Source organism: Nisaea sp. (genome assembly GCF_034670185.1).
In the GTDB taxonomy this organism is placed as follows: domain Bacteria; phylum Pseudomonadota; class Alphaproteobacteria; order Thalassobaculales; family Thalassobaculaceae; genus Nisaea.
In genome coordinates, this window is record NZ_JAXMNY010000001.1 from 1,646,529 (window position 1) to 1,668,595 (window position 22,067).

At 59.0% G+C, this 22,067-nt stretch carries 22 protein-coding genes; 9 read left to right on the top strand and 13 right to left on the bottom strand.

All coding sequences use genetic code 11. The features are described from left to right. The first annotated feature begins 48 nt into the window (after positions 1–48). From flhA to VOI22_RS07875, 3 genes are read left to right on the top strand one after another with little or no spacing between them, the layout of a single operon-like run. Positions 49–2,184, top strand: coding sequence for a flagellar biosynthesis protein FlhA (gene flhA / locus VOI22_RS07865; RefSeq protein WP_028464604.1), 2,136 nt, complete (start codon positions 49–51; stop codon positions 2,182–2,184). Positions 2,185–2,231: 47 nt separating this feature from the next. Continuing rightward, positions 2,232–3,227, top strand: a complete 996-nt coding sequence (locus tag VOI22_RS07870; RefSeq protein WP_323795962.1) for a hypothetical protein — start codon at positions 2,232–2,234, stop codon at positions 3,225–3,227. Positions 3,228–3,266: 39 nt separating this feature from the next. After that, positions 3,267–4,055: a MinD/ParA family protein gene (locus VOI22_RS07875; protein WP_323796293.1), complete on the top strand. Its 789-nt coding sequence runs from the start codon at positions 3,267–3,269 to the stop codon at positions 4,053–4,055. A gap of 973 nt (positions 4,056–5,028) precedes the next feature. Here VOI22_RS07875 and VOI22_RS07880 read toward each other — a convergent pair. Further along, positions 5,029–5,514 carry a hypothetical protein gene (locus tag VOI22_RS07880; protein WP_323795963.1) on the bottom strand — a complete coding sequence of 162 codons (486 nt, stop codon included), beginning with the start codon at positions 5,512–5,514 and terminating at the stop codon, positions 5,029–5,031. A gap of 172 nt (positions 5,515–5,686) precedes the next feature. Here VOI22_RS07880 and VOI22_RS07885 point away from each other — a divergent pair, with 172 nt between their 5' ends. Then, complete coding sequence (locus VOI22_RS07885; protein WP_323795964.1) at positions 5,687–6,640, top strand: hypothetical protein; 954 nt, start codon at positions 5,687–5,689, stop codon at positions 6,638–6,640. Between the two features lie 12 nt (positions 6,641–6,652). Here the strand turns inward: VOI22_RS07885 and VOI22_RS07890 are convergent, their stop codons facing one another. Together VOI22_RS07890 and fliI are read right to left on the bottom strand one after the other, a co-directional pair. Continuing rightward, positions 6,653–7,069: a flagellar FliJ family protein gene (locus VOI22_RS07890; RefSeq protein WP_323795965.1), complete on the bottom strand. Its 417-nt coding sequence runs from the start codon at positions 7,067–7,069 to the stop codon at positions 6,653–6,655. Further along, positions 7,066–8,430, bottom strand: a complete 1,365-nt coding sequence (fliI, locus tag VOI22_RS07895; protein ID WP_323795966.1) for a flagellar protein export ATPase FliI — start codon at positions 8,428–8,430, stop codon at positions 7,066–7,068. The genes VOI22_RS07890 and fliI overlap by 4 nt, the downstream gene beginning before the upstream one ends. 176 nt (positions 8,431–8,606) lie before the next feature. Between fliI and ctrA the strand changes: the two genes are divergently transcribed. Continuing rightward, entirely contained in the window at positions 8,607–9,335 is a 729-nt protein-coding gene (gene ctrA / locus VOI22_RS07900) for a response regulator transcription factor CtrA (RefSeq protein WP_028464598.1), read from the top strand. A 115-nt stretch (positions 9,336–9,450) separates the two neighbouring features. Here the strand turns inward: ctrA and VOI22_RS07905 are convergent, their stop codons facing one another. The 6 genes from VOI22_RS07905 to VOI22_RS07930 form a co-directional block, all read right to left on the bottom strand. Continuing rightward, positions 9,451–10,287: a protein-glutamate O-methyltransferase gene (locus VOI22_RS07905; protein WP_323795967.1), complete on the bottom strand. Its 837-nt coding sequence runs from the start codon at positions 10,285–10,287 to the stop codon at positions 9,451–9,453. A gap of 6 nt (positions 10,288–10,293) precedes the next feature. Beyond that, entirely contained in the window at positions 10,294–11,487 is a 1,194-nt protein-coding gene (locus VOI22_RS07910; RefSeq protein WP_323795968.1) for a chemotaxis response regulator protein-glutamate methylesterase, read from the bottom strand. Then, complete coding sequence (locus VOI22_RS07915; RefSeq protein WP_323795969.1) at positions 11,488–11,853, bottom strand: response regulator; 366 nt, start codon at positions 11,851–11,853, stop codon at positions 11,488–11,490. It lies immediately after the preceding gene. Between the two features lie 57 nt (positions 11,854–11,910). Beyond that, positions 11,911–12,402, bottom strand: coding sequence for a chemotaxis protein CheW (locus tag VOI22_RS07920; RefSeq protein WP_323795970.1), 492 nt, complete (start codon positions 12,400–12,402; stop codon positions 11,911–11,913). Between the two features lie 7 nt (positions 12,403–12,409). Further along, positions 12,410–15,124 carry a chemotaxis protein CheW gene (locus VOI22_RS07925; RefSeq protein WP_323795971.1) on the bottom strand — a complete coding sequence of 905 codons (2,715 nt, stop codon included), beginning with the start codon at positions 15,122–15,124 and terminating at the stop codon, positions 12,410–12,412. Between the two features lie 182 nt (positions 15,125–15,306). After that, positions 15,307–15,948, bottom strand: coding sequence for a histidine phosphotransferase family protein (locus VOI22_RS07930; RefSeq protein WP_323795972.1), 642 nt, complete (start codon positions 15,946–15,948; stop codon positions 15,307–15,309). Positions 15,949–16,140: 192 nt separating this feature from the next. Here VOI22_RS07930 and VOI22_RS07935 point away from each other — a divergent pair, with 192 nt between their 5' ends. After that, the gene (locus tag VOI22_RS07935) at positions 16,141–16,344 is read left to right on the top strand and encodes a DUF3553 domain-containing protein (RefSeq protein WP_323795973.1); all 204 of its coding nucleotides are present in this window, start codon (positions 16,141–16,143) and stop codon (positions 16,342–16,344) included. A 149-nt stretch (positions 16,345–16,493) separates the two neighbouring features. Next, on the top strand, positions 16,494–17,441 hold the full coding sequence (locus VOI22_RS07940; RefSeq protein ID WP_323795974.1) for a Rossmann-like domain-containing protein: 948 nt from the start codon (positions 16,494–16,496) through the stop codon (positions 17,439–17,441). Positions 17,442–17,475: 34 nt separating this feature from the next. Here VOI22_RS07940 and VOI22_RS07945 read toward each other — a convergent pair whose 3' ends face one another. The 3 genes from VOI22_RS07945 to fdhD all read right to left on the bottom strand — a co-directional run bounded on the left by VOI22_RS07945 (position 17,476) and on the right by fdhD (position 19,430). After that, positions 17,476–17,724, bottom strand: a complete 249-nt coding sequence (locus tag VOI22_RS07945) for a hypothetical protein (protein WP_323795975.1) — start codon at positions 17,722–17,724, stop codon at positions 17,476–17,478. 193 nt (positions 17,725–17,917) lie between these two features. Then, positions 17,918–18,547: a molybdenum cofactor guanylyltransferase MobA gene (gene mobA, locus VOI22_RS07950; RefSeq protein WP_323795976.1), complete on the bottom strand. Its 630-nt coding sequence runs from the start codon at positions 18,545–18,547 to the stop codon at positions 17,918–17,920. Next, positions 18,537–19,430: a formate dehydrogenase accessory sulfurtransferase FdhD gene (gene fdhD, locus VOI22_RS07955; protein ID WP_323795977.1), complete on the bottom strand. Its 894-nt coding sequence runs from the start codon at positions 19,428–19,430 to the stop codon at positions 18,537–18,539. Before fdhD ends, mobA begins: the two co-directional genes overlap by 11 nt. 169 nt (positions 19,431–19,599) lie before the next feature. Between fdhD and moaA the strand changes: the two genes are divergently transcribed. Then, positions 19,600–20,592 (top strand): GTP 3',8-cyclase MoaA, encoded by a 993-nt coding sequence (gene moaA / locus VOI22_RS07960; RefSeq protein ID WP_323795978.1) that lies wholly within the window; start codon positions 19,600–19,602, stop codon positions 20,590–20,592. A 39-nt stretch (positions 20,593–20,631) separates the two neighbouring features. Here the strand turns inward: moaA and VOI22_RS07965 are convergent, their stop codons facing one another. Beyond that, entirely contained in the window at positions 20,632–21,135 is a 504-nt protein-coding gene (locus VOI22_RS07965; protein WP_323795979.1) for a molybdopterin-guanine dinucleotide biosynthesis protein A, read from the bottom strand. A 155-nt stretch (positions 21,136–21,290) separates the two neighbouring features. On the opposite strand from VOI22_RS07965, the gene VOI22_RS07970 reads away from it, so the two are divergent. Next, positions 21,291–22,049, top strand: coding sequence for an NAD kinase (locus tag VOI22_RS07970; RefSeq protein ID WP_323795980.1), 759 nt, complete (start codon positions 21,291–21,293; stop codon positions 22,047–22,049). Positions 22,050–22,067 lie beyond the last annotated feature (18 nt).

Sequence of the window (22,067 nt, forward strand, 5' to 3'; positions counted from 1 at the left end):
AGGCAATCTGAAACTGGAGAAACGAGCAGGCATGATGAGAGGCATTGAATGACCGACGCCTCCAATCAGCCTCCGCCGCCGGAAGGCGGCGGTTCCGGTACGGCCTTGCCGTCCTTTAATCTTGCAAGCTTCAAAGCTGCGGCTCATCGGGGTGATATCTATCTCGCGCTCGGCGTGATCGGGATCCTTGCAGTTCTGATTCTACCGGTCCCGACAATGTTGCTCGATATCCTGCTCGGGATCTCGATCGCTTTGTCCGTGATCGTTCTTATGACCGTCCTGTTCATCGAAAAACCTCTGGATTTCAATGCGTTCCCGACCATCCTTTTGATCGCGACCATGTTGAGGCTGTCGTTGAACCTGGCCTCAACGCGCCTGATATTGGCCGACGGTCATACAGGCACGGACGCGGCCGGTGATGTCATTCAGGCCTTTGGTGGCTTCATGATGGGCGGAAACGCCGCCATCGGAATTATCGTCTTTTCGATCCTGGTGATCGTGAACTTCATCGTCATCACCAAGGGCTCGGGCCGTATCGCGGAAGTGGCCGCCCGCTTCAGCCTCGATGCGATGCCCGGCAAGCAGATGGCCATCGACGCTGACCTGTCATCGGGCCTCATAAATGAGGACCAGGCACGGAATCGGCGCGAAGAACTGAGCGCCGAGAGCACTTTCTTCGGCGCCATGGACGGTGCCTCCAAGTTTGTCCGCGGAGACGCCGTCGCCGGCCTGCTGATTACCGTGATCAACGTGATCGGCGGCATGGTCATCGGCATCGCCCAGCAAGGGATCAGTTTCTCCGAGGCCTTTTCGACCTATACGCTGCTCACCGTTGGCGACGGTCTCGTCAGCCAGATCCCGGCCCTGATCGTCTCCACCGCCGCCGGTATGCTGGTCACCAAGGGCGGCACCACCGGTACCACCGAAAAAGCCGTGTTCGGACAACTCGGCGGCTATCCCAAGGCGCTCGTTCTCTGCGCCGTTCTGCTCGTCATCCTGTCTCTGCTACCGGGCTTTCCGACATTTATCTTCCTGTCGCTCGCCGCGGCTGTCGGTGGCCTCGCCTTCATGATCAATAGCGGGCAGGAGAAGGCTGCGGCCGAGGTGGTACAACGCGAAGTGGACGAAGCGTCCGCGCCGCCGCCGGAAGAGCCGATCTCGGCCGCCCTGCATATCGATCTCGTCCGACTGGAACTCGGCTATGGCCTGCTGCCCTTGGTCAACGAGACCACCGAAGGTCAACGTCTGACGGACCAGATCCGTGCGCTGCGCCGGCAACTCGCCGTGGAGAGCGGCTTCATCATGCCGCAGGTCCGGATCCAGGATAATCTGCAGCTCCCCGCCAATACCTATGTCATTCGCGTCAAGGAGATCGAGGTCGGGCGCGGCGATATCCGGCCTAACCGCCTTCTGGTCATGGATCCGGGAGGCAATCCGATCGATCTTGCGGGTACCGACACACGCGAGCCAACATTTGGTCTGCCCGCCATGTGGGTCGGCCCGGAGCAGCGCGAGGAAGCTCTCTTCAAGGGCTATACCGTGGTCGATCCCTCGACCGTGGTCACGACCCATCTGACGGAACTGATCCGCGACAACATGCGTGATCTGCTGTCCTATACCGAGACCCAGAAGCTGCTGGATGAGTTGCCTGATCAATATCAGAAGCTGGTCACAGACGTGGTGCCGTCGAACATTTCCGTCGGCGGCCTGCAGCGCGTCCTGCAGAACCTGCTGAGCGAGCGTGTCTCCATCCGTGATTTGCCAACGATCCTGGAAGGCGTGTCCGAAGCGTCTACCTTCACCCGCAACATCACCCTGATCACCGAGCATGTCCGCACACGGCTCGCCCGGCAGATCAGCGAGCAGAACACTGCGGATGACGGCGTCATCCATCTGGTCACCCTGTCCCCGGACTGGGAGCAGGCATTTGCCAATTCGATCATCGGTCAGGGTGAAGACCAGCAGCTGTCAATGCCACCGAGCCAGCTGCAGGACTTCATTACAGCGCTCCGAAACGCACTCGATCAGCTTGCAGAGGTCGGTGAATTCCCAGCGGTCCTCACCTCTCCCGGTATCCGGCCCTATGTGCGCTCCATCGTCGAGCGTTTCCGGCCGCAGACTGTGGTAATGTCTCAGAATGAAATTCACCCCAAGGCACGGATAAAGACTCTTGGCCAAGTATAGCTTTTGTCTAGGGCGCACAACGGGAGCGCGTTGCCGGTGAGAACTCCATGCGCCTGAAAACCTTTTCCGCCGACACGATGAACGAAGCCATGATGCTCGTGAAAGAGCATTTCGGCGAAGAAGCCATCATTGTTTCAACCCAGACCGGTGAAGATGGTGTGGGCGTTCGCATAACGGCCGCCATCGATCAGGTCGAAGACGAATTCGAGTACGAGGAAGACAGTTACGACGAGGCCTATGACGACCCGGTCGAGATCATCACGGACGCCCTCCTCAATAACGGCGTCCCGCCGCAAATATCCGACGAGTTGATCAGTGCCGCCGAAGAACTCTCGATGGATGATCCGATCCTCGCTCTGGCTGGCGCCCTTGACCGTTATTTTGCCTTCTCTCCGATGCCACTCGGCACAGCGGATAAGCCAATCGTGCTGGTTGGCATGCCCGGCGCCGGGAAGACCGTCACAATAGCCAAACTGGCGACGAGGCTTGTGATGCAGAAACAAGCGGTGCGGGTCATCACCACGGACACGGTCCGCGCAGGCGGGTTCGCCCAACTGGAAGCTTTCACCAAGATCCTGAAGCTGAACCTGATCAGTGCGGGAACACCTGCTGAGCTGAGAACCGCCGTCGCCGGCGCTGAAGGCCGCGGGCATATCCTGATCGACTGCCCTGGCGGGAACCCTTTCGACAACGACGACATCGACAGGCAGGCTCGCCTGATCAAAGCGGTGGATGCGGATGTCGTTCTGGTCATGGCTGGCGGTATTGACCCGATGGAAGCCGCCGAAATCGCGGGCATCTACCGTGAACTCGGCGCCCGCCGCCTGCTTCTTACCCGGATCGACATGACCCGCCGCTTCGGATCCTATCTGAGCGCTGCCGCGATGACCGGATTGCAGATGACCGAAGTGGGGGTCGGGCCAAGTGTGGCTGACGGCCTCAGGCCAATGAACCCGGTTACACTGGCACGATTGTTGCTCCCCAAGTCAGTGGTGGAGAGTTTCGACGACGAACAACAAACGGCACGAGGCGCCTATGGTTGAGGTCGCTATGATGGAACGGACCCGAGGATCAATCCAATGATGTCGCCCGCAGACAAGCCCCGCCCCACCACGGCCAGCGGTCCCGTCACCAAAGGCGCGAACATTCTCGCCATCGCTTCCGGCAAGGGCGGTGTGGGCAAGACATGGTTTTCGGTAACTCTGGCTCATGGACTTAGCAGGATGGGCCAGAAGGTTCTGCTGTTCGATGCCGATCTTGGCCTCGCCAATGTCGATATCCAGCTCGGCCTTATGCCTCAGCGTGACCTGGGCGGTGTTATTGCCGGCCGGTTGTCCCTTGCTCAGTCAAAAATTCACTACGACGCCGGCAATTTCGACATCATTGCCGGACGCTCCGGTTCCGGCAGCCTCGCGACCCTGCCCTCCAACAGGCTGCAATCGCTTGGCACCGAGCTTGTTCAGCTCTCCGATTCCTATGACCGCGTGGTCATGGACCTCGGAGCCGGACTTGACCGGACGGTCCGCATGCTGGCGGCACGGGCCGGAAAAATCATTGTTGTCACGACTGCCGAGCCGACATCGCTGACCGATGCCTATGCGTTCGTCAAAGTCGCGCATCAGAGCGATCCGAATTGCGAGGTCTCCATCGTCGTGAACAGCGCGGATTCGGTGAATGACGGCCGGAAGACCTACGATACGCTCCGCAAGGCAGCGATGAATTTCCTCAAGTTCGAGCCGAAATTGCTCGGGATCATTCGCCGTGACCGCAAGGTCATCGAATCGATCCGGAACCAGAGCCCGATCCTGAGCCGCTATCCGTCGGCCCCGGCGGCGACCGACGTGGAGGCTATTGTCGACAGCCTGCTATAGCGGGCGAAGAGAGAAGATTGAGCACCGTACAACCCACCGCGCCTGCCCCGCAGGCGACAAGTACCTCACAACCGGCCGCCAACGCGCCGGTTGAGGGACGGGTGACCAGTGGCGCAGACGCGCTCCAGTCCGGGAACCAGGCCAAGCCGGCTGCACAAGGCTCAACTCCGCAAACACAACCACCAGCACCGCAACCCACTCAGGGACGGGCCGCCCAAAATCACCCCCCGCAGGGACAGGCTCCGCAACCTCAGGCCCAACCACCCCAGGGGCAAGCGCCTCAGAGTCCGGCGCCGCAAGGGCAGCCGCCACAAAGTCAGCAAGCCCCTGTTTCTCAGGCAGCGCCCCAGTCGCAGCCGCCAACGCCACCTTCACAATCATCGGCAACACCGCCAGCGCAAAACCCAGCGTCTCAAAGCCCCGCGTCTCAGGCCCCCGCGCCACTGCCGCCCGAAAGCACATCCGGGCAAGGCCGCGCAACGCCATCTCCCGCGCCCGCACTTAACGTTCCAACATCTCAGCCCCAACAACCGCTACCGCCTCAAGCTCAGACTCAACAGCCGGCGGCCCAGGATGTTACCGTCACACGGGTTCGGACTGACGGAACCGTCAGTGTCCGAACGGCGGCGGGCGAAGCGACGATCCAGATCAACCCACGGCAAATTCCGGCCTTCGTGCGCCCGGGCACAATTGTCAGCCTGATCCTGCAGCGCACAGACAATGGCCTGCAGGCGCTGCTGCAGCCCCGCTCTCCAGCGCAAGCCGGTACAACTGCAGCGAAAGCGGTATCCAGCAGCCAGCAAGCCCCGACCGGCGCGACCGGCAGCGCTACTTCCACAACAGCACCTGCCGCAAGGACTTTACCCCCGCTATCCGATGGACAGATTGCCCGTGCCATCGTGTTGCGACCAACCTCGTTGCCCCAGGGCGTCGCAAGCGGCCCGCTCCCCGCAACCGCAAGCGGCATCAACCCTCAGCAGGCAGCGCAAGCCGCCGCAAGGTATCTGCTCGCGTCCAGCCCGCATCTGAAACCATCCAGCGCCTTGCCATCGGCCCCGCAAAGCACAGCCCCAGCCCTAACGTCTTCGCCGCAGACAGCCGTTAGCAGCCAGCCTCTTCCCGGCACATCATCGCCGACACAACATCCGGCAGTGAAACCAGAAGTCGTCCAGCAAAACGCGCCTCCGGCGACACGGACGCCTACATCAACGTCAACACCTACACAGACACCTACGCAAACACCGACACCGACCGGTGCAGCAGGTACATCCGCCGCGTCTGCATCGCAGCCAGCAACAGCGGCGCCTCCCGGCGGCACTGCGGCGACGGCGCAATCACCGCAGGCTCCCGCGACAAGAACTGCCCCGCTAACCACACCACAAGCCGTGACAAGCGGGCCGATAACGACCAGGCAGACCACCACACCTGGACTAACAACCGCCGGACAAACCGCCGCCACGCCACAGGCTTCTCCCACGGTCCCTCAAGGCGCCACGGAAAGCCGGACAACGCCAGCACCAGCCGGGACCGCACCTGCTAGCCAAGCGACAAGTACACCCGCCGCGACGGGAACCTCAGCCCCAAAGCCTGGAACAGCACTCCCTCCCGGGACGGACTTTCCGGTCCGGGTATTGTCTGTCGGCGCGCAGACCAGCAACGCGCTACCGGCGCAGGCCGGCAGCGGCAGTACCGTGATATCCGGAACCATCGTTGCCACCGGCGGAAACGGCCAGGCCATTGTGAACTCGTCGGTTGGATTGCTCGATATTGCGGCGCGCGCAGAGGCCGGGCAGCTGCAATCGGCTATTCGCATGGAAATCCTCAACCGTTCGGAAAGCGACGTGCGCGGCCGGATCGAAGGCGGCAGCCAGACACCCCTCTCCATTCTCTCCCGGGAATGGCCTGCGCTGGAAGAAAGCCTGCGCGCCCTTGAGATGTCGGCACCGCAGAGCGCGGCGCAGTTTGCCGCAACGATCGCACGGCCCGGCCCGCAACTGACCGCTTCCATGCTGTTTTTCCTGGCTGCGGTGCGTGGCGGCTCCCTTGGTGGCTGGCTTGGAAAAGATACGGGGCAGGCCCTGGAAAAGTCACATAGCCGGTTGCTTTCAACCCTCTCCGGCGATTTCCAGTCCATGTCCCGGGCAAGCGAAGGCGGGCCGGAAACCGCTGGGTGGCGCGCATTCTTCATGCCGATACAGACCCAGGATGCTCTTGAGCAGATGCGGCTTTTCATCCTGCAGCCATCTTTCGAACGCACTGGCGATGAGGGTGATACGGATAGCGAAGATAGAGATGACAGCAGTGGCGACGGAGAGACCAGATTTGTCGTTGACCTGATGCTCAGCGGTCTCGGCGCCTTTCAGATCGATGGATCCGTCGCGAAGCAATCAATGTCACTTCTGATCCGAACGCAACGCGCCCTGCCCCCGAAGATGCGGGTGGAGATCATCGATATCTTCGAAAATGCGGCCGGACGCACCGGCATGTCCGGCGCGGTGAGCTTCAAGGTCCAGAAGGAATTCCCCCCCCTGCCTATCGCCGATCTTATGCCGGACGGGCGCCAGAGCCCGGATGTCTATGCCTGATCGCTGATCAGCCTAACCACGACGCTGCTTCATCATATTGAGGGCGATCTCATCGATCTCCATCTGTTCAAGTCGTCCGACTCGCTCGGCTTCACGGGTCTTTTGCTCTTTCTCAACAGCCTCTGCCTTGCAAAGCTCCTGATAGGATTCCAGCACTTCTTCATTGGCGGCCTCGATCTCGCGGCGTTTCGCCTCGATCCGCTCTTCCAGAGCCCGCACCCGGGACTTGAAGTGATGCATATAGGGTTCGAGCGTTCGGCGAGCTTCAAGCGAGCCCGCCGCGGCTTGCTTCTCCCGTTCGAACTCGCGCTGCATGGCATCGGATTCAGCAAGCAACCCCGCCTCTTCCTGAAGCAACATACCCATCGCCCGGCGCTTTTCGTCGAGCTCCCAGGTTCGAAGCCGGATCAGTTGCTCAAACTGGCTCACGGCTCACCTGGCTCTTCCTCAGTCTCCGCGCTCTCTCCGACCATGGAAAGGATGGCATCGAGCTGGGCGTAACCAGATTCAAGAGAGGCTGGCTCGTTCTTGTCCTGAGACAGGAAATGCTCCAGCGAGGCATGATACATGATCGCTTCGTCGACTTCCGGGTCGCTGCCTTTGCGGTAAGCCCCAAGGCGGATCATGTCGGCCATGTTGTCGTAAGTAGCCATCAACGCACGCGCACGGCGGACCAGCGCATTCTCCTCGGCCGAATTACAGTCGGGCATGGTCCGGGACACACTGCGCAGCACATTGATGGCGGGATACCGACCACGGTCAGCGATCCCGCGCTCCAGGACGATATGACCGTCAATAATTCCGCGCACCGCATCGGAGATCGGCTCGTTGTGATCGTCGCCCTCAACCAGAACAGTGAAAAGGCCAGTGATGGTGCCTTCTCCCGCGCCCGGCCCCGCGCGTTCCAATAGTTTCGGCAGCTCGGCAAACACAGTCGGCGTATAGCCCTTGGAGGCCGGCGGCTCCCCGGTAGCGAGACCAATCTCACGTTGCGCCATGGCAAACCTGGTCACACTGTCCATCATGCACATGACGGTCTTGCCCTCATCGCGGAAGTATTCGGCGACGGCCAGTGTCATATGAGCCGCCTGACGGCGCATAAGCGGGGACTCGTCAGAGGTCGCAACAACAACCACGCTGCGGGCCAAGCCTTCTTCACCGAGGTAGTCCTGGATAAACTCCTGGACTTCGCGGCCACGCTCCCCGATCAGGCCGATGACGTTGACCTCGCTCTGGGTGAAACGCGCAATCATCGACATCAGCATGGATTTACCCACGCCCGAGCCGGCGAAAATCCCCATACGCTGGCCCTTGCAGACCGACATGAAGGTATTGATGGTGCGCACACCGAGATCGAGCTTCTCGCCGACCCGTCGCCGCGTGTGAGCCGCTGGTGGTTGCGTCTTAATCGGGCATCCGAGGGGGCCGTCCCCGAGCGGCCCCTTACCGTCTACTGGCTCGCCCATCGCATTCACGACTCGCCCAAGCCAGCCCTCATGCGGAAAGATTACCGGCGCCGCATCCGATATCTCAGCCCGGCTTCCGATACCTATCCCGTCGAGGGCGCCGAACGGCATGGCCAATGCCCGGCCGTCCTTGAAGCCAACAATCTCGCAACTGACCCGCTTCCCGCCCCGGGCCTGAAGGTGCAGGCGATCGCCAATGGACAGCGCCCGGTCCACGCCACCAACCTCGACCATCATGCCGAGAACAGCGGTCACACGACCGTAAAGCCGAAATTCAGCAATCTTATCAACTTCCGATGCAAGATTTCCGAGTGCAGTTGCCACCCGTACATACTCCTTAACGCGACCGACGCTTTGAGCCTGCCATTAACTGTTCTACACTGGGAGTTTAGCATCAATGAGAACGCCTGGCACGCTTTCGACCGGGCGCCGCCGCAGGTTAACGGTTTGTTTATCTTACCCCGTTAACCTTTGCTCCAGGGTCATAGAGGGAGAGTTCCATGCGCGTACTCTTGGTAGAAGACGATTTCGCCACAGCCCAGAGCATCGAGCTCATGCTGAAGGCCGAAGGTTTTGTGGTCGACGTGACGGAGCACGGAGAGGACGGCCTGGAGATCGGCCGGCTTTACGATTACGACATTATTCTCCTTGATCTCATGCTCCCGGATCTCGATGGCTATGAAGTTCTGCGCCGTCTCCGGAGCTCGAAGGTCGAGACACCGATCCTGATCCTCTCCGGCCTTTCCGAGCTGGACAACAAGATCAAGGGCTTGGGCTTCGGCGCCGACGACTATCTGACAAAGCCGTTCGACCGCCGCGAGCTGATTGCTCGGATGCAGGCCATTATCCGCCGCTCCAAGGGGCATTCCGATTCAGTGATTGAGACCGGCCCGATTGCCGTGAACCTTTCCACCCGCAGCGCAGAAGTCGACAACAAGCCGGTACATCTGACCGGAAAAGAGTTCGCTATCCTCGAACTGCTTTCCCTGCGCAAGGGTACGACCCTGACGAAGGAAATGTTCCTCAACCATCTTTATGGCGGGATCGACGAGCCGGAACTCAAGATTATCGATGTGTTTGTCTGCAAGCTCCGGAAGAAGCTCTCGAAAGCGACCGGCGGCAACAATCACATCGAGACAGTCTGGGGTCGCGGCTACGTCCTGCGCGACGGGGACGAGGACACAGCGACCGGCAAAGAAGCCGAAAAGGTCAAGGAACCGGCGGAATAAGGTTTCCTGACATTTAGGCCTTCAAGGCTCCGATGAAAAAGGGCTGAACCAGTAGATGGTTCAGCCCTTTTTCTATTATCGCCCGATTCCGGGCACGGCCTTCATGCGCCGTGCGTCAGATCGCTGCTTTCTGGCCTTCTTTGGCAGTCGGCTGATACATGCCGCGCTGCCCTTTCACCGGCTGGAACTTGTCCGTAATGCTGATCACCGTTTCGGCCCCGCCGAGATAGAGATATCCATCAGGCGCAATCTGCCTGGAAACCCCTTCCAGTACTTTCCGCTTAGTATCCTGATCGAAGTAGATCAGGACGTTCCGGCAGAAGACGATATCGAAATTGCCCAGCGGGCGCGGGTCCTGCAGCAGGTTGAACTCACGGAAAGTAACCATCCGGCGGATCTTCTCGCTGAGCTGCCAGCGATCTCCGTCCTGCTGGAAGTACTTCACCAAAAGCTGAACCGGAAGGCCACGCTGCACTTCGAACTGGGAGTAGATGCCGGACCGAGCCCGGGCAACCATTTCCGTCGAAATATCCGTGGCAACGATCTCCACCTTCCAGCCGACAAGCTTGGATGCCAACTCGTCCAGGACCATGCTCAGAGAATAAGGTTCCTGACCCGAAGAGCATGCGGCGCTCCAAATCCGGATCGATTTCTTCGCTGCCCGGGACTGCAACAGGCTCGGCAGAACAACTGTCTTGAACTGATCAAACGGCGTCCGGTCCCGGAAGAACAACGACTCATTCGTCGTCATTGCATCTGTGATTGAGGCAACAAGCTTTTCGTCCCGTCGCGCTTTGAGCGTCGAGACAATCTGCTCAATGGACGTAAGACCGTGGCTGCGCGCCACTGGCTGCAACCTCGTCTCAAGCAAATAGCCTTTGTCCGGCGTCAGTACCAAGCCTGATTGCTTGTACAGCAGGCTGGACAGGAATTCGAAATCAGAGCTGTTCATACCTGTCTACCCCCTCGCCAGCCGACTAACGCTGGCGCCAATCTCCGAAACCGGGAGAACTTCGCAACACAACCCGGCCTGAGCAACCGCGCCAGGCATACCCCAGACCACGCTGCTCTGCTCATCCTGTGCAACCACATCGCCCCCCGCTTCCACAACAGCACGACATCCCTCGCGCCCGTCATGCCCCATACCGGTGAGGATCACCGCGAGGACACGCCCATACGCCTTGATCAAACTACGCATCATAGGATCAACCGCAGGCCGGCAAAAATTCTCGGGTGGATCCTGATTCAACGCGATTACTTTCTCAACGCCTTCGGTTTTCACCGTCATATGATAGCCGCCCGGAGCAAGATAGATCCGCCCAGGTGATACGACATCGCCGGTTTTCGCCTCGGAACAAACCCATCCCGACGTTTTAGTGATGTGCTCTGCCAGGATTGTCGTAAAGGTCGGCGGCATATGCTGCGTCACAAGAATGGGCTGCTTGATGGTCTTCGTGAGATCCGTAAGCACACGAAACAGAGCCTGCGGCCCACCGGTCGAACTTCCAATACCAATCACATCTGCCCGCCGGCCACTGGGCTTGCGCAATGTATAATCGGTGCGGGCAGCTGCGGATGAACGCGCTGCCGAGGACGGCCTCGCAGCCGAACGGGCTGCAGCAGCAGCCAAGGCACTCTTCGGCGCCGGGGTGCGCGCCGCACCGGACGCGGCTGTAGGCGCCGCTGCGCCTGATTTCCGTCTACTCTGGGCCCCGAAGGCCTTGACCTTGCTTAACAAATCGCTCGGGAAGTCTGCCGCACCCGTCATTTCGGAAGTGGAACTCGGCTTTGTGAGATAATCCCGAGCACCAAGCGCGAGGGCTCGCAGGGAAATCTCGGCATTCCGGGCCGTAAGAGTTGAGGCCATGACGACCTGAACCCCCGGGTTCACCTTCAGCAGTTCCGGCAGCGCGGTGATGCCATCCATACGCGGCATCTCGATATCGAGCACAATGATCTCTACATCGTTATTCTTCAGCGTATCGATAGCACGTTGACCGTCGCCCACAGAGGCCACGATCTTCACGTCCGGATCTGCCTCGAGAAATCGTGTGAAGAGTCCGCGGATCACAGCGGAATCATCAACAAGCATCACCCTGTATGGATCGGTCGACCGCGGTTTGGCATCCGCGGACGCACTTTGTCCACGCATCTACAGCAATCCGATTTGAGAAAACTTTGTTTCGATAATCTCGCTGTCGAAAGGCTTCATGATGTACTCATTCGCCCCGGCGGACAGCGCTTCCTGGATATGTGCCATGTCATTCTCGGTGGTGCAGAAAATCACAAGAGGCGTCTCGCCTTCCGGCAGCTTTCGCAGCTCTCGCAGAAATTCAATCCCGCTCATGACCGGCATGTTCCAGTCGAGAAGAACGGCATCAGGCAGTGCTGCCTTACAGGCATCAAGCGCGATTTGGCCGTCTTCCGCCTCCATGGTCTCGAATTTCAGTTCTTCCAGAATTTTCCGAGCCACCATTCGAACGACTTTAGAGTCATCCACGATCAAGCAGGTTTTCATATAAAACTCCGCGAATTTTCACGCGTCAATTGTCACACAGATTGCAGGCCATGCACACTATGCGGCTTCTTCGCCCTGAAAGCGAAGCAAAGAGCGTACATCAAATACAACCAGGAGGCTTTTATCGAGCCGGTAAATGCCCGTTGAAACCTCGCGGATGTTTCCGTCGAGCGTCGCGGGATGCTGTTCGAACATCGCCTCATCCAGCGACAGCACCTCACCAACAGAATCGACCATCAGGCTGTAAAGCTCACCCTGATCCTCAACGACGACACTCATACCTTCGTGCTCGCCCTCATATGGCGGCATGTTGAGACGGCTCCGAATATTGATCGCCGTAACAATACGCCCGCGCAGATTGAGCGATCCCGCCACTTCCTTGGGCGACAGCGGAATGCGCGTTATCCGCTGAGGGCCAAGCACGTCGTGAACCTGAAGCACCGGAATACCGAAGAGCTGCTTGCCGATCATGATCGAAACAAACTGTTTCAGCTCGCCAAGCGTAACCACACTCTGCCCGGTGGATTGAGTAGCTGGTAAATCTGACATCATTCCCTCACGCGTCAATGGTTTGCGCTAGCGTCTCGAGCAGCGCATCCCGGTCGAGTTTGGCGATATAATCCGTGAAACCGACTTCCCGGCCCCGATCCAGGTCACGCGGACCCGTGTGGGACGACAAGGCGATGATCGGCGTATCTTCCCAGCGTGCGATCTCGCGCAGGCGGCGGGTCAACTCGAACCCGTCGATCCCCGGCATCTCGATGTCGCTGATGATGGCGTCGAATTCGGCGCCGCCTTCACACAACTCGAGCGCCGCCTCGGCGTGATCCACAGTGGTCACGTCGTAACCCGCCACTGAAAGCAGCGGCTTGATGAGGTTGCGGAAGAAAGCACTATCATCAACCAGCAGAACGCGCCGCGGCTCAGTCGGCTCCTGGCTGTCGGCATCGGCAGAGCCGAACCAGTCGCCATAGGCCTGGGTCAGGTAGAAGCCGGCATCGATCACTTCAGTTGCCTTGCCGGCAATGACCGCGCTGCCCATCAGCCACGGGGCATCCGGGCGAACCTCGATATTGATCCGGTCTTCGACGATGTCGACGATCTGGTCAACAATCAGTCCCATGGACCGTTCATTGTCGGTAAAGACGAGCACCGGCTGACGGCCTTCGGTCTCAAGCTTGATGTCGTCTTCCATCCCGACCAGTGGCATCAGTTGACCGCGATACTGCACCAACGGACGTCCTTCTGAATACTCGACCGTAGCAAGGTCGATTTCTTCCAGACGGGCGACCAGCGCGAGCGGCACAGCCTTCGGGCTTTGTCCACCGGCACGGAACAGCAACAGCGACGAAACATCGGAACGGTGCGTCAGGTGACGGGCCGTATCCTGGCCTTCCTCGTCCACCATCTTGAGCTCTCCGCTGGCGGCCGCGACCCCGTTCGGATCGAGGATCATGATCACGCTGCCATCGCCGAGAATGGTGTTGCCCGAGAAGAGCGTGATGTTGCGCAGGATCGGTGCGACCGGCTTCACCACGATTTCCTCGGTGTCGAACACCCGGTCGACCATGATGCCAACCGAATAGGTACCGATCTGCAAGACCACGATGAATGCTTCCTGCGGGGTCTCCTCGTCGCCCTCGTCCAGACGCAGCAAGCGCTTGAGAGAAACGAGCGGAAGCAGACGGTTTCGCAGGCGCAGGACCGGCGTACCGTGAACTTCCTCGATCTTGTGTTCGCTGTTGTTCGACGCCCGGACCAGTTCCACGACACTGAGCTGCGGAATGGCGAACCGTTCGCCACCGGCTTCAACGATCAACGCGGAGACAATTGCGAGCGTCAGCGGGATCTTGATGATAAAGGTCGAGCCTTTGCCATACACAGACTTCAGCTCGATCGTGCCACCGATCTTCTCGATGTTGGTCCGCACCACGTCCATGCCGACGCCACGCCCCGAAACGGAGGTGACCGCGGCAGCCGTCGAGAAGCCGGCCCGGAAAATGAACTGCTGGATCTGCTGCTCGGAAAGGTTATCCGCTTCGGATTCAGCAACCAGCCCGTTGGCAACGGCCTTCGCCTTGATCTTCTCCGGGTCGAGCCCCTTACCGTCATCCTTGATCTCGATGATGATATGGCCGCCTTCATGATAGGCGTTCAGGGTGACTGTACCGGTCTCGGACTTTCCGGCCGCCAGACGCGCCGGGCCATCCTCGATACCGTGGTCGGCCGAGTTGCGGACCATGTGGGTCAGCGGATCCTTGATCAACTCAAGAACCTGACGGTCGAGTTCGGTGTCGGCGCCGAGCATCTGCAGATCGATCTTCTTGCTCAGATCGATCGAGAGATCGCGAACCAGACGCGGCAGTTTCGACCAGGCGTTCCCGATCGGCTGCATACGCGTCTTCATGACACCTTCCTGCAGCTCCGAGGTGACCTGGCTCAGGCGCTGCAACGGCACCGTGAACTCGCTGTCTTTCTCGTTGCGGGAGATCTGCATCAGCTGGTTACGCGTCAGCACCAGTTCGCTGACCATCGTCATCAGGTTTTCGAGCAGATCGACGTTCACGCGAATGGTCTGGTTGGCGACCGCGGATTCACGAACCTGCTTGTCCTGATCCGGCTGCTTCGCCACGTCCTTGGGAGCGCTGACAGCGACTTCCTTCTTCGGCTCGGGCGGTGCGGGAGCGGGTTCAACAGCCTCTTCGGCCTGCGCCTCTTCAGCAGCCTCGGCTTCCGGCTCGTCAGAAGGCATGTCGTCCGGGCCCGGCGCTTCCATGAAGGCGCGCTCGAGCTCTTCCATGCTGACCTCACCCGGACGAAGAGCAACAGGCTCTTCTGCAGGCTCCGGTTCCGGCTCGGCGACGTCCGCAGGTGCGGCCCCGCCATCGAGCGTACCGCCCTCGGCAACAAGATTAAGCCGGTCAATCAGGTCCTGATCGTCACCTTCGGGTTCGACCTCGTTCTCCTCAAGCGAGGAGAGCAGCCACTTGATACGATCGAAGGATTCAAGGATCAGCGTGATGGCGTCAGCGGAGACTTCAAGGCTGCCATCGCGGATCTTGCCAAGAACATTCTCCGACGCGTGCGCAACCGCTTCAAGCCGGGGAAGCCCAAGGAAGCCACAAGTGCCCTTGATGGTGTGGACAAGGCGAAAAATATTGCCGAGCAGGCCCTGATCGTTTGGATTTTGCTCCAGTTGGACCAGTTCCACGTCAAGCTCAGAAACGTTTTCGGACGTCTCCGTCAGGAATTCGCTTAATAGCTCATCCATGCGTCTTACCCCAATCTACCTCGTTCTTCGACGGCCACCCTGAAAGATGGCCCGCAGGCATTACTGCGCCGCGCGGTTAGTGTCTTTTCAATCCTGTCGCAGCCTAGGCCAAACCATTAAAGAAAGCGTTAACCCATTTACGACGCGGGAACAATTCATGGCGAACCCATTTCCCGCCTCTTTCAAGTGAAATTCACATCGACGGTGACCCGGCCAGGTTCTTCTTCGACCACAAAGCGAAATCCAAAGCGGTCGGCATTAACTGCCGCTACATGCGCAACAACCGATTTGCTGGTCAGCTCGCTCGTCTCTACATCCGGCTCGAGAGCCGCCCGAACATCGCTAGGTACGCTAGCGCCGTCGCCATCTGCACTCAGGATGAAGTTCTGCCCCAGTTCGCCAGGAGAATTCAGCGAGATGCTCCCTCCGCGCGGCAGGCATTCGCACAAGAAAGAGATGAGACCGAGAATGACCTTTATCCCGCCAGGCGCCGGGCGCACCAGCTTGGGGTCGACCGGACAGTCGAGGCTGAAGTCGATCTTCCGCGCTTTCAGATAGGGAGCCGCGAGCTTGGCTCCGTCCGCAAGAGAATGATCACTGTTCGAACCGGCCCCGCCAAAAGCGACTCGGAAGAAAGAAAGCCGCTCGGATGCCTGCCGGGCACTGGTTCCTATGAGTGCGAGTGCTTCCTGCTCAAGTTCCGATCCGCCGCCGCCAAGATCCGAAATCAGCTCCGCGCCATTGACAGTCGCGCTTACCGGACTGATCAGGTCATGGAAAAGGCGCGATAAAAGCATATCGATCAATGTCATATGTTCAGGCATTCACAATCAATCCCTGGTCCGAGTGGCGGTACATCAACGTAGCGTAAGTGAGATCACTTGTTTTTTCTCAGCTTTTGAATAGCTCCGCATGAAAATCTGTTGAAGTTTGATTCCGCTTTCCTTCACAATTCATTAATCGAGCGATTTTATCTGGCTTGATCGCGCTGAAACGCAACCGAGACTGAGGATGCGATGTCCCATTTTCTGCTACCTGGAAGTTTCGTGTTGCTGGCTGATGAGCCGGATTGGGGGATTGGGCAGATACAATCCGTCGTCGGAGACCGAATAACGGTGAATTTCGAACATCGCGGCAAACAGCTGATCAACAGTGCCAAAGTCGATCTCATTGCTGCCGATGACATGATCGAAGAGCGTCGCGTCGCCCGCATCGGCTGACCGGGTCTCTAATTCGAAATGATGGCCACAGGCCGATGATTTTCCCACTCCCTCGCCTCCAGCCGGGCTGGCTTCTATCGGAAACAGATGAATTCGGGGGTACATCGCATGATGTTTTCCTTGAGGGCCTGTCCGACCGCCGCTGGAACGTGCTGCGCTTTTCGGGCGCTTCAGAGCATCTCGGTGACACAGGCGATCTTCTGTTTATCGACCTGACAGCTTCCGACATCCCCGCCGCTCTGGATAAAGCTGTCGGAAACGCCCTCAAGCATTCCGTCCCCATCCTGTTCCGCGGGCCAGCGAACCTTATTACCAGGATCAGCAACCAGCTCAGCTTGAGACCTATGCTCCTGACCCCGGGGGACTTGCCGTACTGGTGGGGGCCAGAACGGATGGATGAAGAGCTTATCCGCAACACACCGCCGCTGCCGCTAACGTCGGTCACACTCGGTCGCGAATGGGCCATCGTCGAGACCAGCCAGAGCATGGGACTTGCCGCGATGGCGCATCCTTCGAGCGAGGCCTCGGATCAAGCGGAAACCGTCGATCCGCAGCGCATGGTCGGAATGCTGCTCACAAACGTCGCTGCGGGGCTTCGCGAGCCAGCCGGCATTCGAAGAACCATTGCCTGTGCCGCTGTGAATGCGGGAATCGCCACTCCTCCGAATGCAATGCCTGGAGACGGGTTGCTTTCGGACAATGTCAGTCTGGACCGGACAACAGTGATCATCGGACGCTTCCCCGCGCTGCAAACCAAGAGGCCGAACGCTATTGTGCTGGAAATGTCGCCAGGACCGGAAGATCTACCCGCCGAAGCTGCCCCCCATGTCATTCCCGGCGCAGCGGAACTTTTGGTTACCGCTTCAGCCTGGTGCAACGGAACCCTGTCCGGCTTGCTGCGGCTTGCACGAAATGTCCCGGTGACGCTGGTTGGTCCCGGAACCCCGCTCACGCCGGCACTCCATGCCTACGGCATCAGAAAACTGGCAGGCTTCAAGGTTGTCGACCGTGATGGGGTCAGGTCGGCCATAGCCGGAGGTGGCGGTGTGAAAGCGTTCAAGGAATATGGCGATCAGATTTTGATGTCTGCCGAATAGCTTTGCCGCACGGGAGAAACCCGCCCGCTTCCGGCTATTCTACTTTGCAGCCGATCCGTTCGGTCGCGTCGAAAACCACAAGGGTCTCTCCGATCTGCATGGTGACCCAGCAGTCATCCCATTGCTTTCGGCTGCGCGCGTCAACCTGAACGGTCCGCGATCCGGCCTTGAATTCGATGCGGTCGGAATCTCCCGCCTGCACGGCGAGGGCTTCCTTCGTCCAGAGCTTGATCCTGACGCTGACCTCTGTTGAGGAGTCATTTCTGATATTGATGAAGTCCATCTTCGGACCCGGCTTTTCTTCTTCTCCGAAACATCCGGAAAGCACCACAAGCAAAGCTATGGTTAACACAGATAAATTTTTGCGCGTCACTTCAGTACCGCTCGCCATGGTGAAAGATGATACAGTTAAGCAGACCTTACGCCGAAGCACTCAAGAAGAGAAGTCGTTCTACTAAATTCCGAAAATGTACAAATTACATAAAATAGTTTTTATACAATATTTCGGCCTCTTTTATATCATCGGGCCTGTTCACATTGAAAAACGGATCCACAGGCCGGTCTGGATAATCAACCACGGCGAGACGATATCCAGCAGTCCACCGATCCACCTTCCGGATACCATCTGTTTCAATCGCGGTCTTCAACGCACCGGCAAGGGCAACCGGCCAAAGACCGATGACAGGATGATGGCGCTCACCGGATGATACGCATCCGAGATCCGCATTTTCCCGCTCGATAACCTCACCGAGTCGCGCAACCAAATCCGTCGGGACAAAGGGTGCATCCGTCGCGACCGTCAGTATCCATTGAGCGTCCGGCGCATTTTTGAGAACCCAGGACATTCCGGTCAGCACACCGGCGAGCGGCCCGGGCTGCCCGTCGATAACATCCTCGGCAACCGGAAGGCCATACTGAGCGAAGCGCTCGGGATCACCGTTGGCATTCAACACCAAACGGCCAACCTGCTCTCTTACACGCTCCAGGACATGCTCGAGGATCGGACGCCCCGCGAGGCACTTCAACGACTTGTCGCCGCCGCCCATGCGTCGGGACTGGCCACCGGCGAGCAGCACGCCAACGACATCCCTGGTATCAATTGCCATCGGACACCACACTCGCCTTTCGGCCGCTCCTGCGTGGCTCGTCCGCAATCGCCGACCAATCGGCATCGTAGATCAGTCGGTCGTCACCGGAGAGAGCGATGAACCGCTTACCCTTTGCCCGGCCGATCAAGGTCAGTCCGGCCTCGCGAGCCAGATCCACTCCCCAGGCGGTAAAGCCGGAGCGGGAAATCAGGATCGGGATTCCCATCTGTACGGTCTTGATCACCATTTCGCTGGTCAGACGTCCGGTCGTGTAGAAGATCTTGTCGCCCGCCTCGATTTTGTTCAGGAACATATAGCCGGCAATCTTGTCGATAGCATTATGCCGGCCGACATCCTCCATATAGATCAGCGGCTTGTCTTCCTTACACAGAACGCAGCCATGAATTGCCCCGGCCTCAAGGTAGAGGCTGGGTGTGTTGTTGATCAGCCGCGAGAGCGTGTAGATCCAGGATGTGCGGAGCACGGCATCGCGCGGCAGCGCGATATCCTCGAACTTCTCCATCAGATCGCCGAAAACAGTGCCCTGAGCGCACCCAGACGTGCGAATCTTCTTTTGCAGTTTCTCTTCGTAATTCGTTTCGCGCTCGGTACGAACAACGACAACTTCCAGATCGTCATCGTAATCGATTCCGGTGATCCGGTCGTCCTGGCGCAGCATGTTCTGATTGAGTAGATAGCCAACGGCGAGATAATCCGGGAAGTCGCCGATGGTCATGGCGGTCACGATCTCCTGACCGTTCAGGAAGATCGTCAGCGGCCGCTCCATGATCACGGAAATTTCCTGCTCCTTACCCTCGTGATCAAGGCCGGAAAGGCGCCGTGTCAGGCTTGGGTCGTCCGGGTGCGGACCGACAAGATATTCTGGAAGATCATCTTTCATAAGCTAACTATGGGCAGACGGCGCGGTCCAGGCAATCCGCATCGCGGTAAATCGTCCTGTCGACGCCGGAGAATTTCAGCGCGATATTGAAGCCGGGAACGCTGAGCGCTATATCTGTCGGGACATATCGGTCTCCGTAAACGACTCAGGCGACCATAAGGGAGGATCAATGCTCGATCCGTTTGGGCGTGACATCAGCTATCTTCGGGTTTCAGTGACGGATCGCTGCGATTTCCGCTGCGTCTATTGCATGTCCGAAAACATGACCTTCCTGCCGAAGTCAGACATTCTCAGCCTGGAAGAGCTGGACCGGATGTGTTCGGCCTTTGTCGGCCTTGGTGTCAGAAAGCTGCGCTTCACAGGTGGTGAGCCGCTGGTCCGCCGGAACATCATGAGCCTGTTCCGGAACATGCAGCGCCATCTCGAGAGCGGCGCGCTGGAAGAAGTCACGGTCACAACAAATGGCAGTCAGCTTGGCCGTTTCGCACACGAACTATACGATTGCGGCGTGCGCCGGGTGAATGTCTCGATCGACACGCTCGACCCGGAAAAGTTCAAGGCCATCACCCGCTGGGGCAGGCTGGATCAGGTGCTGGAAGGCATCGAGACTGCCAAGCGTGCTGGCCTCAAGGTCAAGATCAATGCCGTTGCACTCAAGGGGGTAAACGACGTCGAACTTGGCGACATGCTGCAATGGTGCGGCGATAACGGTTACGACATGACCGTAATTGAAGTCATGCCAATGGGCGATATCGGTGGCGAGGATCGGGTCGATCAGTACCTACCCCTCTCCATGGTCCGGGCGAAGCTCGCCGAGCGTTTCACCTTGACGGACAACGAATACAAAACCGGCGGCCCTGCCCGCTATGTCGATGTCGGCGAGACCGGCGGCAGGCTCGGCTTCATCACCCCGCTGACCCATAATTTCTGCGAGAGCTGCAACCGGGTTCGCCTGACCTGCACCGGTACCCTCTATATGTGCCTCGGCCAGGACGACGCCGCGGATCTGCGCGCGCCGCTGCGGGCAAGCGAGAGCGACGAACCTCTGGTCGCCGCCATCGAGGAAGCCATCGGTCGCAAGCCGAAGGGCCACGACTTCATCATCGACAGGCGCAACAACGGCCCTGCCGTCAGCCGCCACATGAGCGTGACTGGCGGATAAACCGACCTTAGTACGTCACGAAGCTGTCACTGCAGCAATTCACTCCAGAATGAAACGGTGCGCGTAGGTCCGGCCGTCGCTGATCGTCAGTTCGGTAAATCCGAGCATCTTGCAGAAATCGAGAAAATTGAAGATCGACTCGACCTGCAGGTCACGCAGGATCTTGGTCGTCCGTGCCACCCCCGTCATCATCGCCAGAATGGCACGCGCCTGAGCGAGCGTGGTCATGTGGTTATCGTAGAGGCTGACGACGATCAGCTTGTTGGCGTCATCCCCCTTGGCAAACATTGCCCGTTGCGGCGGATAAGGACGCTCGCTGGCGCTCTTGGCCACGCCCGAGACAAAGGCCAGACGGCTTTCCCTCGTGGCAGCGGGGATCTTCTGTGCATGCGAGACGTAATGCTCTTCAGTCACGCTTTCCGGATAATAGTATCCTGCATGTCTTTCCGAGGCATCGGCATCCTGCCCGAGCAGGGTTGCGAAAGGCAGCGCCACGACGATCCAGAGGGCAGCGGCAATGTGGAGATGTCGACTGCGTTTCATGCCATTTTCCCTTATTATACTTTCTTGAGGCGCCCTATCTTTCCGTGGCCGCGCAAGGTCGGATCATGCATAGTCCGGCCGGACGAATAAAGCTCGAAGCGAGTTCTCCTCTCGCTTATCGTCGCTTTGACCGGCTTTCAATCGGATTGGCCCGAATGAAAATCTGCTTCACTTCCTCGAAAGCACCGGATGCGCAGGACGCGTTCACCGCGCTGACCAAGCGCTACGGGAACCATTCAGCTGCAGATGCCGATGTTATTGTCGCGCTTGGTGGCGACGGCTTCATGCTGGAAACCTTGCGGGATAATTTCGAGAGGCCGCTGAAAGTCTTCGGTATGAACCGCGGCACAGTCGGCTTCCTGATGAATGAGTATCTGGAAGAGGATCTCGAGCAGCGCATCTCCGCGGCGCAGCAGGTCACACTGCACCCTCTCCGCATGGATGCAGAATCCCGGGATGGCACGGTGACCAGGGCCCTGGCGATCAATGAAGTCTCGTTGCTCAGACAAAAAGCTCAGGCCGCGAAGATAAGGATCACCGTCGACGGGATTGTTCGGCTGGAAGAGCTGGTCTGTGACGGCGTGCTTATAGCCACGCCCGCCGGCAGCACAGCCTATAACCTCTCCGCCCACGGCCCGATCGTTCCGCTCGGCGCCGGTGTCCTTGCCCTCACCCCGATCAGCGCCTTCCGCCCCCGGCGCTGGCGCGGCGCGCTGTTGCCGCATGAGGCAAAAATCGAGTTCGAGGTCCTCGACCCCGACAAACGGCCGACCAGCGCCACCGCGGACTCGACCGAGGTACGGGATATCGTCCGGGTGCGCGTCCGGGAGGACCGGACCGTTGCCTTGACCTTGCTCTATGATCCCCAACACAATCTGGAGGAACGGGTCCTGAAGGAACAATTTGCTCCCTGAAGCCGCTCTGCCGTTTCC

Coding starts and splice junctions, on each gene's coding strand:
- flhA (WP_028464604.1), top strand. CDS start 49: ATGACCGACGCCTCCAATCAGCCTCCGCCGCCGGAAGGCGGCGGTTCC.
- VOI22_RS07870 (WP_323795962.1), top strand. CDS start 2,232: ATGCGCCTGAAAACCTTTTCCGCCGACACGATGAACGAAGCCATGATG.
- VOI22_RS07875 (WP_323796293.1), top strand. CDS start 3,267: ATGTCGCCCGCAGACAAGCCCCGCCCCACCACGGCCAGCGGTCCCGTC.
- ctrA (WP_028464598.1), top strand. CDS start 8,607: ATGCGCGTACTCTTGGTAGAAGACGATTTCGCCACAGCCCAGAGCATC.
- VOI22_RS07905 (WP_323795967.1), bottom strand. CDS start 10,287: ATGAACAGCTCTGATTTCGAATTCCTGTCCAGCCTGCTGTACAAGCAA.
- VOI22_RS07910 (WP_323795968.1), bottom strand. CDS start 11,487: ATGCGTGGACAAAGTGCGTCCGCGGATGCCAAACCGCGGTCGACCGAT.
- VOI22_RS07915 (WP_323795969.1), bottom strand. CDS start 11,853: ATGAAAACCTGCTTGATCGTGGATGACTCTAAAGTCGTTCGAATGGTG.
- VOI22_RS07920 (WP_323795970.1), bottom strand. CDS start 12,402: ATGTCAGATTTACCAGCTACTCAATCCACCGGGCAGAGTGTGGTTACG.
- VOI22_RS07925 (WP_323795971.1), bottom strand. CDS start 15,124: ATGGATGAGCTATTAAGCGAATTCCTGACGGAGACGTCCGAAAACGTT.
- VOI22_RS07930 (WP_323795972.1), bottom strand. CDS start 15,948: ATGCCTGAACATATGACATTGATCGATATGCTTTTATCGCGCCTTTTC.
- VOI22_RS07935 (WP_323795973.1), top strand. CDS start 16,141: ATGTCCCATTTTCTGCTACCTGGAAGTTTCGTGTTGCTGGCTGATGAG.
- VOI22_RS07945 (WP_323795975.1), bottom strand. CDS start 17,724: ATGGACTTCATCAATATCAGAAATGACTCCTCAACAGAGGTCAGCGTC.
- mobA (WP_323795976.1), bottom strand. CDS start 18,547: ATGGCAATTGATACCAGGGATGTCGTTGGCGTGCTGCTCGCCGGTGGC.
- fdhD (WP_323795977.1), bottom strand. CDS start 19,430: ATGAAAGATGATCTTCCAGAATATCTTGTCGGTCCGCACCCGGACGAC.
- moaA (WP_323795978.1), top strand. CDS start 19,600: ATGCTCGATCCGTTTGGGCGTGACATCAGCTATCTTCGGGTTTCAGTG.
- VOI22_RS07965 (WP_323795979.1), bottom strand. CDS start 21,135: ATGAAACGCAGTCGACATCTCCACATTGCCGCTGCCCTCTGGATCGTC.
- VOI22_RS07970 (WP_323795980.1), top strand. CDS start 21,291: ATGAAAATCTGCTTCACTTCCTCGAAAGCACCGGATGCGCAGGACGCG.